Below are 13,139 nucleotides of genomic sequence, written 5' to 3' on the forward strand. Positions count from 1 at the left end.
GGGTGCGGCGTTATCAAAACAAAGGGCCGCGCGCGGCGGCCCTGCTGGCTACATCATGCCGCCGTTCGCACGGCCTGGCGGGCCAGCAGCTTCCACTGGCCGCCTTGCTGTTGCCACACACCCAGGATCTTGATCTGCACCTTGCCGGGCTTGCCCGAGTCGTTGGTGTCGGCCGTGAGGGTGTGGCGCACGATGGCAGAGCTGCCCACGACCTTGATGGACTGGTCGGTGATGGCGATGGTCACGAAGTCGGACTTGCCTGCCACCAGGTCGCCGATGAAGCTGTCCTTGGTGTCCACGCGGCCACCCGAGTGGCCGTAGCTCAGTTCGTCGGCGACGAGGGCAGACAGTGCTGCGGGCGTGGGGTCGATCATGGCCACGCGCAGTTTTTCTGCGGCCGCAGCCACTGCCTGTTCGGCCGATGCCGAGGACGCGGGCGCCTGTGCATTGGCGGCGCAGCCTGCCAGCGTGGCAATGGTGACGGCGGCGGCCGCTGCGAGAACGATTTGCTTGAACATCTTGTCTGTCTCCGTTGTTGTGTTGGGTTTTGGGAATGGGCGTGCCACGACTGCCCCCGGGCCTGTGCACGGCCAGGCACGGGGTGTTGGTTTTCACTGGGAGCAAAAAAAGAGGGCCTGGAAAACCAGGCCCTGCGCCAGCCGGTTGTTACTGCGGGCCGAGCTTCTTGATGAGCGCAGCCAGCTCTTCCACCTCATGGGGCTTGAGGTCCGTCAGCGGCGCGCGCACCGGCCCGCCGTCATGGCCCACGATGCGTGCACCCGCCTTGATGATGGACACGCCATAACCCTCCACCCGGTTGCGGATGGCCAGGTACGGCATGAAGAACTCCTTGAGCAGCCGGTGCTGCGTGGCCGTGTCGTCTGCCGCCACCGCCTTGTAGAACTCCATGGCCGTCTTCGGGATGAAGTTGAAGACGGCTGACGAATACACCGGTGTGCCCAGCGCCTTGTAGGCCGCCGCATACACCTCGGCGGTGGGCAGGCCGCCCAGGTACGAGAAGCGGTCACCCATCTTCATGTAGATGGAGGACATGGTCTCGATGTTGCCCACGCCGTCCTTGAAACCGATCAGGTTGGGGCAGCGCTCGGCCAGGATGGCCAAAGAGTCGGCCGTGAGCTTGGTGCGGTCGCGGTTGTAGACGATCACACCGAACTTCACGCTGTTGCAGACCTGGGCCACATGCTCGATCAGGCCCTCCTGGCCCGCTTCGGTCAGGTAGTGGGGCAGCAGCAGGATGCCGTGGGCGCCCAGGCGCTCGGCCTCTTGCGCATGGGCAATGGCCGTGCGGGTGGGGCCACCGGCACCGGCAATGATGGGCACCTTGCCCCGGCAGGTGTCCACGGCCGTCTTGATGACTTCGCTGTACTCGGGGCCCGACAGGGAGAAGTACTCACCCGTGCCACCGGCGGCAAACAGGGCGCTGGCACCGTAGGGGGCCAGCCACTCCAGGCGCTCGATGTAGGACTTGGGGCGGAAGTTGCCTTGCGCGTCGAAGTCCGTGATGGGGAAAGACAGCAGGCCGGAGCCCATGATGGTTTTGAGGTCTTGGGGGGTCATGTCAGTGCGGGGCGATGAGAAGAAAAAGAGGGTGGCGCGAAGAATCAGTCGAGCTTGATGTTGGCGGCCGTCACCACGCTGGCCCAGCGTGCGCGTTCCTTGGCGAAGAACTGGTCCTGCTCGGTGGGGGTCATGGTCACCACCTCGGCGCCCTGGCCTGCGAGGCGCGAGCGGATCTCGGGCGCGCGGATGGCGGTGATGAGGGCCTTGTTGAGCTTTTGCACCACGGCCTCGGGCGTGCCGCGTGGCAGCAGCACACCTTGCCAGGTGCCGGATTCGTAGCCGGTCACGCCTTGCTCGGCAATGGTGGGCACGTTGCCGATCAGCGGCATGCGGGTGGACTTGGACACGCCCAGCACCTTGAGCTTGCCGTTCTGCACCTGGGGCAGGGTGGCCAGCATGCCGTTCATCAGCACCTGGGTCTGGCCCGCCACGGTGTCCTGGATGGCGGTCACGCCGCCCTTGTAGGGGATGTACTGCCAGCGTGCGCCGCTGGCGCGCTCCAGCGCCACACCGGCCAGGTGGGGCGCGCTGCCCGTGGCCGTCACGGCAAAGTTCAGGTCGTTCTTCTTGGAGTAGGCGATCAGCTCCTTGAGGTTGTTGACCGGCACCGAGGGGTGCACCACCAGCAGGTGCGGGGAGTAGGCCAGCATGGTCACGCCGCGCAGGTCCTTGGAGGGGTCGAACGACAGCTTGGTGTAGACCGAGGGGCTGATGGCCAGTGCGCCCACGTCGCACAGCAGCATGGTGTAGCCGTCCGGATCTGCCTTAGCCACGAAGTCAGCGCCCAGGTTGCCGTTGGCGCCGGGCTTGTTCTCGACGATCACGCTTTGCTTGAGCGATTCGGACAGCACCTGGCTGATGGAGCGCGCAATGATGTCCGAGCTGCCGCCGGGCGGGTAGGGCACCACGATGCGCAGGGTCTTGGCGGGCCAGTCGGCCGTCTGGGCGGTGGCAGAGGCGGCAGCCAGTGCGGCGGTGCAGGCCAGGAGGACGGCGCGGCGGTTCAGGGTCATGGAATGTCTCCGTTGGTTCAGGTTGTTAGTCATCGTACAACTGTCGTCATCAAAAGACAACCGGCATAGAAGAAAAGAAGCCGAATCTGCCCAAAAATCAGGGTAACTACTGATCTTTCGAGGCCGTGTCAGGCGTGGATTGCCTTTGAAACAGAGCATCAGGCGCTCACAAAAACTGCGGGTAATCCCTTTACTGGATTCAAGCCAGTTGGATCCACAATTGCCTTTATGTTGTATGACGACATATAACAAATGGGCCTCGAAAGCCTCTGGCCTTGGGTCGGAAGGGCCACCGGCCTGCACCAAGGGCACACCACCCCACACCGAGACATCGCATGTCTGGGGCCCCCGGCCCGCAGGCATTGCCCCACCAGAAGAAGGAAAACCGCATGACCGCTGCACATCGCACCTGCCCACGCACCGGGCACCTCGCACGGCTAGGACGCTTGGCACTGCTGGCCCCCTTGGCCCTGGCAGCGGCGCTGGCTGCACCCAGCGCCGGGGCAGCCACCTGGGTCTATGTGTCCAACGCCGACAGCCAGGATGTGTCGGTGTTCGAGCTGGACCGTAGCGCGGGCGCCCTGAAGCCGGTGGACACCACGGCGCTGGGTGGCATGGCCATGCCCATGGCCGTGAGCCCGGACAAGAAGGTGTTGTATGTGGCGCTGCGCTCGCAGCCGTTTCGGGTGGTGAGCCTGGCCATCGACCCGGCCAGCGGCAAGCTGCGCAAGCTGGGCGAGGCCCCGCTGGCCGACAGCATGGCTAACATCGACACCGACGCCACCGGCCGCTGGCTGTTTGCGGCCTCGTACCCCGGCCACAAGATCACGGTCAACAGCATTGGCAAGGATGGGGCGGTGGGCGCAGTGCAGCAGCTCATCCCCACGGCGCCCAATGCACACGCCATCCACGCCGATGCGGCCAACCGCCATGTGCTGGCCACCAGCCTGGGGGGCGACAACCTCTCTGCCTGGCGCTTTGATGCCGAGACCGGCAAGCTCACGGCCAACGAGCCCGCGCTGACCACCGTCACCCCCGAAAAATCGGGCCCGCGCCACTTTGTGTGGGACAAGGCCCAGCGCAGCCTGTACCTGCTCAACGAGCTGGATGCCTCGGTGCATGTGATGGCCTACGACAAGGAGCGCGGCACGCTGCGCTCGGTGCAGCGCACCACCACGCTGCCCGCAGGTTTTGCAGGCAAGCCCTGGGCGGCCGACCTGCACCTGTCGCCCGACGGCCGCACGCTCTATGCGTCCGAACGCACCTCCAGCACGCTGAGCAGCTTCCGTGTTGATGCGGCCACCGGCCAGCTGCAGCCGCTGGGCCAGGTGCCCACTGAAAAAACCCCGCGCGGCTTTGCGGTGGATGCGTCAGGCCGCTTCCTGATTGCGGCGGGGCAGGACTCGCACCACGTCGCGCTGCACCCCATCGACCCCGCCACCGGCATCCCGGGCGCCGCCACGCGACTGCCTGCGGGCAAGAACCCCAACTGGGTCGCGATTGTTGACCTGCCATGAACCTGCACTGATACGGACTGGACGCCAGTCGCCATGCCACGGCGGCCCCGTCCTCCCGCCCCCATTCACCATTGACACACCAGGAGACTTTTGACCATGCAACAACGACGCAGACACCTCATCCACACGGCGGCCCTCGCCGCTGCCGTGGGCCTCATCGGCCTGCCTGCCGCCGCCCAGGGCACCTGGCCCACGGGCAAGACCATCAGCTATGTGGTGCCCTTTGCCGCAGGCGGCACCACCGACACGCTGGGTCGCCTGATCGGCCAGCAACTGGGCACAGCCCTGGGGACCACCGTGGTGGTCGAGAACAAGGGCGGCGCAGCGGGCAGCATCGGATCGGAAGCCGCCGCACGCGCGGCGCCCGATGGCTACACGCTGCTGGGCGGTACCGTCAGCTCGCATGCCATCAATGTCAGCCTGTACCCCAAGCTGGGCTACGACCCGATCAAGTCCTTCAGCCCGGTCACGCTGATCGGCACCAACCCCGTGGTGCTGGTGGTGTCGGCCAACAGCCCGCACAAGACGCTCAAGGACGTCCTGGCCGCTGCCAAGGGCAAGGAAGGTGGCCTGTCGTCCGCGTCCGCCGGCACCGGCAGCTCGCAGCATCTGGCCGTGGAATTGCTGGCCTACAAGTCGGGCGTGAAGTTCACCCACATCCCCTACAAGGGCAGCGGCCCGGCCATCCAGGACGTGATCAGCGGCCAGGTGGACATGATGTTCGACACCACCGTGGTCGCCGCGCCGCACATCCAGAGCGGCAAGCTGCGCGCCATTGCTGTGACCTCGCCCAAGCGCCTGGCATCGATGCCCGACGTGCCCACCGTGGCCGAGTCGGGCGTGAACGGCCTGGCCGACTTCCAGGTGCAGTCGTGGCAGGCCATCTTCGTGCCCGCCTCCACGCCAGCACCCATCATCTCGCGCCTGCATGACGAGATCCGCAAGATCCTTGCCCAGCCCGACATGCAGAACCGCCTGAAGGGTTTTGGCATGGAGCCTGCCGACCTCAACACCACGCAGATCGCCGCCTTCCAGAAGGCCGAGGTGGAGAAGTGGGCCCAGGTGATCAAGGCGGCCAATATCAAGGTGGATTGACCCCACAGCTGCGCGCCATCACGCGCAGTCCTTTTTATCTCCCTGTGAAGACTTTGCGGAACTGCCTTCGGGCCGTTCCGCTTTTTTATGGTGTCAGCGCCTGTGCGCTGGTCAGTCGGTGGTGGCGGTGCTGCCGCCGCTGCCTGTCGGGCGCGCCGCCAGCACAAAGTCGGGGTGCTGGCCCGTTAGCAGCAGAAACATCGCAAACACCGGGCCCTGCATGTTGCGCTCGTCGCTCATGCTCTCCAGCGCCTGCCAGGTGCGCGACTGCACTCCGCCCCGGCTGCCGGTCTGCAGCGGGTAGCCCATGAGTTCGGCTGCCTGGGCCTGGCTCAGCCCGGCGGCGGTGCGGGCGGCCTTGAGCTGGTCACCGGTGGGCACGGGCATGGCGAGGGAGAGGGCTGGAAGTGGTGGCTGGGACATAGATTTGCTATGAAAATGGGAGCTATTTGGGCATGATGGACGCGCGGAGAAGCCCATTTTTACCCAAAACTGCGTGCTGACCTCCCGGTGTGGCGCTGGTGCGTCACTGGACAAAACGGAGGGGTGCGCTGGTGCGTCACGGCAGGAGGTCGCTTCTAGAATTCGTTCGCCCTTGACGCAAGGCAAACAAATGGCAAGCGAAGGGCAAGACGACAACAAGCCGCACCTCAGCGGCATCCGAGGAGGGACCTGTGAGTTACACCATCCAGATCTGGGAAAAGCCCGCCGATTGGCCCTGGCCCACCACCAAGGCCGAGGCGGACGCGCAGTACGAGCGTGCGGAGGCGGGCCCCCAGGTGCCGATGAACCCCAAGTTCGTTGCCTGGGCACAGGCTGTCGAGCAGCGCTCTCCCGGGTTCTGGGACGTCTACCTTGGCGGCCCGGAAATGACCGACCCCACCTTTGGCGTGGGCATCAACACCCGCGCTTCGGAATGGGGCCCGCCGTTCGACGATGGCTGGGAGCAGGCCGTGCGCCTGGGCCTGAACCTGTATGACCCGCAAAGCGGCGTGCATTACCTGGCCAACGGCGATGCGCCCGAAGAGCCCGACCTGCCGGTGCAGCGTGCAGCGCGCGCCCGCAAGGCGGGCGAGGATGCCACCGCCTGGGCCGAGTACCGCCGCTGGGCCGCGCGCGGCAACCCCCACGCCCTCTATGCCCTGGGCCGCGCCTTGCGTTTTGGCACCATGGGCCAGCGCAGGCACTTTGACCTGGCGGCCGCGCTGCAGCTGATGGGCGCCCACGATGCCGAGACCCGCAAAGATGCCCAGGCGTTCTTCCAGCGGTTTCCCGACGAGGCCAAGGCCCGCATCCAGGTGCTGATGGCGCGCCTGAAGTCGGCTCCGGGCGAGCAGCTGCTGCAGATCATCGACAACGACCGCAAGGCGGTGGACGACGCCGTGGCCCGCAGCGAGCAAATGGCGCTGTATTCGCGCAAACGCATCGAAGCCACCGATGCCCTGGAGCCCGCCGCAGCGCAGGGGCACGAGGTCGCGGCCTTCCTGCACGCGCTGGATGTCGTGATCGGCTGGGAGCAGCCCAACTTCGAAAACGCCCGCACCTGGTGCCAGCGCGCGGCCGAATGGGACCACGAGCCCGCCAAGCGCCTGCTGGCCGTGATGCACGAGCGGGGCTGGGGCGGCACTGTGGACGCGCAAGAAGCCGCGAAGTGGAACGCCGCCGCACAAGAGCAACGGCAGCGGGCCCAGAAAAAGCAGCAGGCACGGGAAGAGGCTGAATCGCCCGGTGGCCTGAGCCTGGCGCCCATGTCGTCAGCCTCGCCAGGCTCGCATGCATTGGCAGCGGCTGCGCCGGTGGCCTGGACGGGCAACCCCCTGCGCGACCTGCCCGGCTGGTATGCCCGCGAGGGCGACCCGCACGCCGCCTTCCACCTGGGCACCAGCGACGAACACGGCCGCTATGGCGGCCCGGTGAACCTGGCCCAGGCCCGCGCCTGGTACGCCCAGGCGGCAGAGGCGGGCCACGCCGACGCCACCTACAACCTGGGCACCTTCATCGAAAGCGGCAAGGGCGGCCCCAAGGATGCGCAGGTGGCCAAGGCGCTGTTCATGCTGGCCAACACGCGTGGCACCACCATGCAGGTGGCCGACCTGCGCATCAAGCCCGAGGAGCAGAGCCCCGTGCGCGCCCTGGTGGCCGCCTTGCGCGAGCCAGGGCGCCTGCGCGAGGTGCTGCAGCAGCGTGGGCTGGCGGCCGCCGTGGCAGCAGGGGGCAGGGCACCCGCCGCAGCGGTGGGGGCGGTGGCCACCGCCGGGCTGTCGGCATCGGACTGGGGCCGGGCGGGCGGTGCGGCGCCGCAACCCGCTCGCCCTGCGCCATCCGCCCCGCGCCCGGCGCCCGGCCGCACAGGCACCCCACGGGGCGATGACGACGATGAGGACGAAGAAGCAGATGCGGGCCGTGGGGGCTCCGGTGCTCGCACCGGCTTCTCACTGCACCTGGGCCATGTGGCGCTGGTGGTGGGGGTGGCCAACGTGCTGCTGCTGATGGCCTTCTTCAAGCCCGGGACGAGTTTCCGCATGGGCATGTTCGGTCTGGGCCTGGTGGCTGCTTTTGGCGCCTGGCGCACCGCGCGCGACTTTGACTGGTCGCCCCTGGGGCGCGCCGTGGCGGCGCTGCTTGCCGCCATCCCGCTGCTGGGCATGGCGGTGTGCCTGGGGCTGCTGTTCAAGGCCGCGCGCGAACGGTAGGTGCTGGGGCCTCTGCGGCCTTGGCCCCTGCACCTACCGCGCGATGCCCAGCCAGGCCAGGTAGGTGGGGCGGAAGTCCAGGGCTATGCGGCGCGCCACGTCGAGCGTGGTGTTGTTGATGGCCACCAGCTGGCGCGCGCCGGGGTCGGAGAGGTAGACCTCGTCACGCGCCTCGTTGGTCGCAAACGCCGGGAACGGCGCCGCCGTGGGCATGGCCGCAATGGCGCCCGCGATCGACTTCTTCACCACCCAGCCGCTTGCACCCCGCTCCAGCGCATGCAGGGTGCCGGTGTCATCCAGCACAAAGAAGGTGCGCCCCGCGCGGTCAAACCCGTGCGCGCGGCGCAGGCGCCCGTCGGCCCACCCGGGGATGGCAATGGTGGTGGCTTTGCCGGCCGCCGCATCGATGTCGTAGAAGCGGGTGGTGGAAGGCGTCCCGGCGTTGCCGATGCCGATGAACCGTGCCCCCAGCTGGGGGTGGCCCGCGATGGTGCCCACGCCCGTGGGGGTGGCGATCTTGGTGGCTGCGGCAGCGCCCGCAGCCTGGGGCGACACGGCCAGCACGCCGTCCGAGCAGCCGCTCACGGTGGTGCCACCGCTGGTGAAGCTGCCATGCATGCCGGGGCACTGCGTATCCAGGCGCCGCACAAGGGTGTACTGCGTGCCCTGGCGGCTGTAGATCTCGGCCTGGGTGGGGCCGGTGGCTTCGGGTGCGCGGTAGGTGGCAATCAGGAAGCTGCCATAGGGCTCGGCAAAACCGTGCATGGGCTGTGCAAAGCTGATGCTCGCGCCTACGCGGCCCGCGCCCAGGTCGGCATCCTTGAAAACGCTGGCCGAGGCCACGGCCGATGGCGCACGGCCGTCCATGAAGATGCTGGCCTGGCCTGCACGGTCGTCGTAGTGGGTGGGCTGCGGGCCGTTGATGCGGAAACTCAACAGCTTGGGCGCGGCCTGGTAGTCGTGCAGGTGGTCGCCGTGGTCTTCCTGCCAGAGCCCGGCATCGGCGATCTGCACCGTGTCCTGCGTCCGCTGGAAGGCCAGCGCGTAGCGCCGACCGGGGCTGGCATACACGGCAGACGGTGGGTTGGCGAGGGGGAAGTTCGCCACCACGGCGCTGCTGTCCAGGTCGTAGATGCGCAGCGCGGTGGCGGCGTCCTCGGCCATGGCCAGGCGGCCTGCGGTGTCGATGCGGGTGTTGTCGTGCGGGGCTTCGCTGCTGCTGCCGCCACTGCCGCCGCCGCAGGCGGCCAATGCCAAAACGAGGGACAGCGCCAGGCCGCCCTGAAGGGATGAATGTTTCATGGTTTTTCTCACTGAATGGGTCGATGTGGCCCGGCGGGGCGCTTGCACGCCGGTGCATGCCCGCTGGCCACCAATTTGCGGACAAGGGATCAGTGAAAAAGGGGCGGCCCGCGTGCGTCAAACAGCGTGGCCCAGCGCGCCACACAGGCACCCTCCAGCCGCCGCAGCCGGGGCATGGACGGGGGCAGCACGGGCGGGTAGGCAGGCCCGGCCGCCACGGTGCCTGGCTGCTGGCCCAGGGCGTCGAACAGGCGGCAGTCCCCGGCGTCTTCGTGGGAGTCGAACAAGGGCTCCAGCACATTCTGGGGGTGCGCCAGGCCCTGTGCCGTTGCGTGGGCCCGTGCGCCTGTATCGGCATGCGCGGGGTGGGTGTTGGCATGGGCGAAGCTGTGCACCACGCCCAATGTTTGCGCGCCCAGCACACACAGCAGCACGAAGGCCAGCCACCAGGGGGCCCCCGGCTTCTGTGTGCGGGTCATTGCGCGGGCTCTGGTGTTCATGCCCTGGGCGTGCAATCCGCGCACAGGCCGTACAGCGTCAACTCATGGCGTTGCACGGTGAACCCCCGGGGCGCCAGGCCCTGCAAATCGCCCGGGCAGGCGTGCACATCAAAAACACGCGCGCACTGCGTGCACTGGAAGTGGTGGTGGTGCGATTGGCCCGCAGGCTCGTAGCGCGGGCTTTCGCCGGGCAGCGACACCGCCTCGATGCTGCCATCCTCCAGCAGCGCCTTGAGGTTGCGGTACACCGTGGCCAGGCCCAGGCCTTCCACTGATGCCCGGGCGTTGTCCAGCACCTCCTGTGGCGACAGGGGGCGCTGCGCGCCAGCGATCACCGCGTAGATCGCTGTGCGTTGCCGGGTGAATCGTTCCATGGTTGGGCTGCAGGTTGCTCTTAATGAGAATGAATTATCAATCAAATCCAAGGCACCGCAGCCATCACCTGCCGCGCAGGCAGGCAAGCCGAGGCTATGCCGCCACGGCAGGGCCAGACACATCGTGTGCCAGCATCTGGGCGAAGTACGACTCGGGCACGATGTTGGTGTAGTTGGGGATGTCGGCCGAAAGCTCGGCCATGGTCTGCTTGGCCGCCACCTGGGCCTGTTTCAGGTCGCTGAAGAACGCATTGGTCAGCGCCACCACCTGGCCCGGACGCGGTTCGCCGGGGTAGAGCACGCGGTCGCTCTCCAGCCGCACCAAGCCCAGGGGCTGCAGCGCCGCGCGGGCAATGCGCATGTGCTCGCTGTGGTAGTAGTCGTGGTTGAAAGTGGCGCCCTCGCGCCAGCGGTACACCGCTGTGACCTTGATCATCGGACCATCTCCTGGGGGTTCCGGGCCACCATGGCCCGGGCGTGGCCGCAACGGTAGGCGCGGCAGGGGCCGCGCACAGCCGCGTGGGCGACACGGTGTCACCCAGGCGGCTCAGTCCTCGTCTGACTCGCCCAGGAACCCGCCGCTCTGGTGCCCCCACAGCCGCGCATACACGCCGCCCTGGGCCAGCAGCTGTGCGTGGGTGCCTTCCTCGACGATGCGGCCCGCGTCCAGCACGATGAGCCGGTCCATCGCCGCAATGGTGGACAGGCGGTGCGCGATGGCGATCACGGTCTTGCCTTCCATCAGGCCGTCCAGGCTTTGCTGGATGGCGGCCTCGACCTCGGAGTCGAGCGCGCTGGTGGCTTCGTCCAGCAGCAGGATGGGTGCGTCTTTCAGCATCACGCGGGCGATGGCCACACGCTGGCGCTGGCCGCCCGAGAGCTTGACGCCGCGCTCGCCCACCTGGGCGTCGTAGCCGGTGCGGCCGTGCAGGTCGCTCAGGGTTTCGATGAATTCGGTGGCCTCGGCGCGGCGCGCGGCGGCGTGCATGTCTTCCTCGCTTGCATCCGGGCGGCCGTAGAGGATGTTGTCGCGCATGGAGCGGTGCAGCAGCGAGGTGTCCTGCGTGACCATGCCGATGTTGCGGCGCAGGCTGTCTTGCGTGACCTGGGCGATGTCCTGCCCGTCGATGAGGATGCGGCCCGCGTGCACGTCGTGAAAACGCAGCAGCAGGTTGACCAGCGTGGACTTGCCCGCGCCCGAGCGTCCAATCAGGCCAATCTTTTCGCCGGGGCGGATGGTGAGCTGCAGCGCATCGATGACGGGGCGCCCCTTGCCCGAGGCGCCGCCCTGGCTCTCGTAGGCAAAGCTCACGTTATCAAAGCGCACCTCGCCGTGGGTGACCTGCAGGGGCTTGGCATCGGGCACATCGACCACCATGCGGGGCTTGGTCAGCGTGTTGATGCCGTCCTGGATGGTGCCCACGCTTTCGAACAGCGTGGTCATCTCCCACATCACCCAGTGGGCGTGGCCCGATACGCGCAGCGTCATGGCAATGACGGCGGCCACCGCCCCTGCACCCACTTCGCCCAGTGACCAGAGCCACAGCGCCGTGCCGCAGGCGCCCAGGATCATCGCCACCACCAGGGCCTGGTTCACGATTTCGAACAGGCTCACGAGGCGCATCTGTGCGTAGCCGGTGAGCTTGAACGCATCCATGGCAGCGCGCGCAAACTCGGATTCGCGCCGCGTGTGCGAGAACAGCTTGACGGTGGCGATGTTGGTGTAGGCATCGGTGATGCGCCCAGTCATCACCGAGCGCGCGTCGGCCTGCGCCTTGCCCACCTTGCCCAGGCGTGGCACAAAGTACCAGCAGGCCAGGCCATAGGCCACGATCCAGAGCGCAAACGGCACGATCAGCCGCGCATCGAAGCCCGCCAGCAGCACAAGGATGGTGACGAGGTAGATGCCCATGCCGATCACCACATCGGTGGTGGTGAAGATCATGTCGCGCACGGCCAGGGCTGTCTGCATGATCTTGGTGGTGATGCGGCCCGCGAACTCGTCGGCATAAAACGCCATGCTCTGGCCCAGCATCAGACGGTGGAAGTTCCAGCGCAGGCGCAGCGGGAAGTTGATGGCCAGCACCTGGTGCTTGAGGCTGGTCTGCCAGGAGACCAGCACCAGCGTGCCCATCAGCAGCGCAACAATGCCCAGGATGGAGCCTTTGCGCTCTGCCCACAGCGCATGGGGCGCCACGGAAGACAGCCAATCGACCACGTGGCCGAGCACTGCAAACAGCAGGGCCTCGAACACTGCAATGGCGGCAGACAGTGCCGCCATGGCGACCACGTAGCCGCGCAGGCCACGGGTGCAGTCCCACACAAAGGCCATGAAGTCCTTCGGGGGCAGATGGGGTTCGGCAGGGGGATAGGGGGGCAGGCGGCTTTCGAAATACTTGAACACGTAGCAAGGCTCCTTGTTACCCGATGGTAGAGGAGCCGCAGGACCAGGGTGTGTCAGCAGCGACTTGCCCGCGCCTGGAGTGGGTGCACTGTGGCCCCCAGCATGCGCAATGCGTTGCCGTGGGCTACATCAGCAGGGTAACGACCACGATGGCCACGCCCAGGCCCAGGTTCACAGCCACCCATTGGCGTATGGCGGCCATGGCCTGGCCGCCCGCAGGCCAGTCGGATGCGGCCACTGCCCGCTGCAGGCGTCTAAAGAGCGCAAAGCGGATATGGCCGAAGATGGCCATCATCAAGATGCCCAGCGTGGCCATGACAGTCCAGTCCAGCGGCATCGTAAAACTTCCGCCTGATTGCGCCGCCTGCCGCGCGACGTTGCCGATCATCCACAGCCCGCTGACCAGCACCACCACCACCGCCACGCTGACCGCGCCCAGAAAACGCTGCAGCACGTCATGCATCAACCGCAGGCGTTGTGGTGGCTCCAGCGACTGCGCCGCTGGGCGCAGGAAGAAATGGGCAAACACCATGCCGCCGATCCACACGATGATGGACAGGACATGGGCGAGCTTGAGGGCGTTGTAGAGCATGGGTGAACCTTGTGGGGGGCCGGGGGCCGCAGCGCCTGCTGCGGGCGGGCCCGGATTGTGCCGCGAAC

13 protein-coding genes are annotated in these 13,139 nt (G+C 67.2%); 3 read left to right on the plus strand and 10 right to left on the minus strand.

The window, feature by feature from the left end; genetic code table 11:
* Nucleotides 1–53: 53 nt before the first annotated feature.
* The 3 genes from ACSQ3O_RS12485 to ACSQ3O_RS12495 all read right to left on the minus strand — a co-directional run bounded on the left by ACSQ3O_RS12485 (nt 54) and on the right by ACSQ3O_RS12495 (nt 2,594).
* Complete coding sequence (locus ACSQ3O_RS12485; RefSeq protein ID WP_436139083.1) at nt 54–518, minus strand: nuclear transport factor 2 family protein; 465 nt, start codon at nt 516–518, stop codon at nt 54–56.
* A 148-nt stretch (nt 519–666) separates the two neighbouring features.
* A complete protein-coding gene (gene kdgD, locus ACSQ3O_RS12490; RefSeq protein ID WP_436139084.1) occupies nt 667–1,578 on the minus strand; it encodes a 5-dehydro-4-deoxyglucarate dehydratase in 912 nt (303 codons plus the stop codon).
* 44 nt (nt 1,579–1,622) lie between these two features.
* A complete protein-coding gene (locus ACSQ3O_RS12495) occupies nt 1,623–2,594 on the minus strand; it encodes a Bug family tripartite tricarboxylate transporter substrate binding protein (protein WP_137749021.1) in 972 nt (323 codons plus the stop codon).
* Nucleotides 2,595–2,983: 389 nt separating this feature from the next.
* On the opposite strand from ACSQ3O_RS12495, the gene ACSQ3O_RS12500 reads away from it, so the two are divergent.
* Entirely contained in the window at nt 2,984–4,111 is a 1,128-nt protein-coding gene (locus ACSQ3O_RS12500) for a lactonase family protein (protein ID WP_436139085.1), read from the plus strand.
* A gap of 96 nt (nt 4,112–4,207) precedes the next feature.
* The gene (locus tag ACSQ3O_RS12505) at nt 4,208–5,206 is read left to right on the plus strand and encodes a Bug family tripartite tricarboxylate transporter substrate binding protein (protein ID WP_436139086.1); all 999 of its coding nucleotides are present in this window, start codon (nt 4,208–4,210) and stop codon (nt 5,204–5,206) included.
* A 111-nt stretch (nt 5,207–5,317) separates the two neighbouring features.
* Here ACSQ3O_RS12505 and ACSQ3O_RS12510 read toward each other — a convergent pair whose 3' ends face one another.
* Nucleotides 5,318–5,593: a helix-turn-helix domain-containing protein gene (locus tag ACSQ3O_RS12510; RefSeq protein ID WP_298455772.1), complete on the minus strand. Its 276-nt coding sequence runs from the start codon at nt 5,591–5,593 to the stop codon at nt 5,318–5,320.
* A gap of 287 nt (nt 5,594–5,880) precedes the next feature.
* On the opposite strand from ACSQ3O_RS12510, the gene ACSQ3O_RS12515 reads away from it, so the two are divergent.
* Nucleotides 5,881–7,899: a tetratricopeptide repeat protein gene (locus ACSQ3O_RS12515; protein WP_436139087.1), complete on the plus strand. Its 2,019-nt coding sequence runs from the start codon at nt 5,881–5,883 to the stop codon at nt 7,897–7,899.
* A 33-nt stretch (nt 7,900–7,932) separates the two neighbouring features.
* Here ACSQ3O_RS12515 and ACSQ3O_RS12520 read toward each other — a convergent pair whose 3' ends face one another.
* The 6 genes from ACSQ3O_RS12520 to ACSQ3O_RS12545 all read right to left on the minus strand — a co-directional run bounded on the left by ACSQ3O_RS12520 (nt 7,933) and on the right by ACSQ3O_RS12545 (nt 13,071).
* Nucleotides 7,933–9,201, minus strand: coding sequence for a hypothetical protein (locus tag ACSQ3O_RS12520; RefSeq protein WP_436139088.1), 1,269 nt, complete (start codon nt 9,199–9,201; stop codon nt 7,933–7,935).
* An 89-nt stretch (nt 9,202–9,290) separates the two neighbouring features.
* Nucleotides 9,291–9,680 carry a hypothetical protein gene (locus tag ACSQ3O_RS12525; protein ID WP_436139089.1) on the minus strand — a complete coding sequence of 130 codons (390 nt, stop codon included), beginning with the start codon at nt 9,678–9,680 and terminating at the stop codon, nt 9,291–9,293.
* Between the two features lie 17 nt (nt 9,681–9,697).
* Nucleotides 9,698–10,075, minus strand: a complete 378-nt coding sequence (locus ACSQ3O_RS12530) for a Fur family transcriptional regulator (protein ID WP_436139090.1) — start codon at nt 10,073–10,075, stop codon at nt 9,698–9,700.
* A gap of 94 nt (nt 10,076–10,169) precedes the next feature.
* Nucleotides 10,170–10,511, minus strand: a complete 342-nt coding sequence (locus ACSQ3O_RS12535) for an EthD family reductase (RefSeq protein WP_436139091.1) — start codon at nt 10,509–10,511, stop codon at nt 10,170–10,172.
* Between the two features lie 111 nt (nt 10,512–10,622).
* Nucleotides 10,623–12,479 carry an ABC transporter ATP-binding protein gene (locus tag ACSQ3O_RS12540; RefSeq protein WP_436139092.1) on the minus strand — a complete coding sequence of 619 codons (1,857 nt, stop codon included), beginning with the start codon at nt 12,477–12,479 and terminating at the stop codon, nt 10,623–10,625.
* A 124-nt stretch (nt 12,480–12,603) separates the two neighbouring features.
* Nucleotides 12,604–13,071, minus strand: a complete 468-nt coding sequence (locus tag ACSQ3O_RS12545; protein ID WP_137745382.1) for a CopD family protein — start codon at nt 13,069–13,071, stop codon at nt 12,604–12,606.
* Nucleotides 13,072–13,139: the final 68 nt, after the last annotated feature.

Origin of the sequence: Acidovorax sp. LjRoot74 (assembly GCF_964254355.1) — a bacterium.
In the GTDB taxonomy this organism is placed as follows: Bacteria; Pseudomonadota; Gammaproteobacteria; order Burkholderiales; family Burkholderiaceae_C; genus Acidovorax.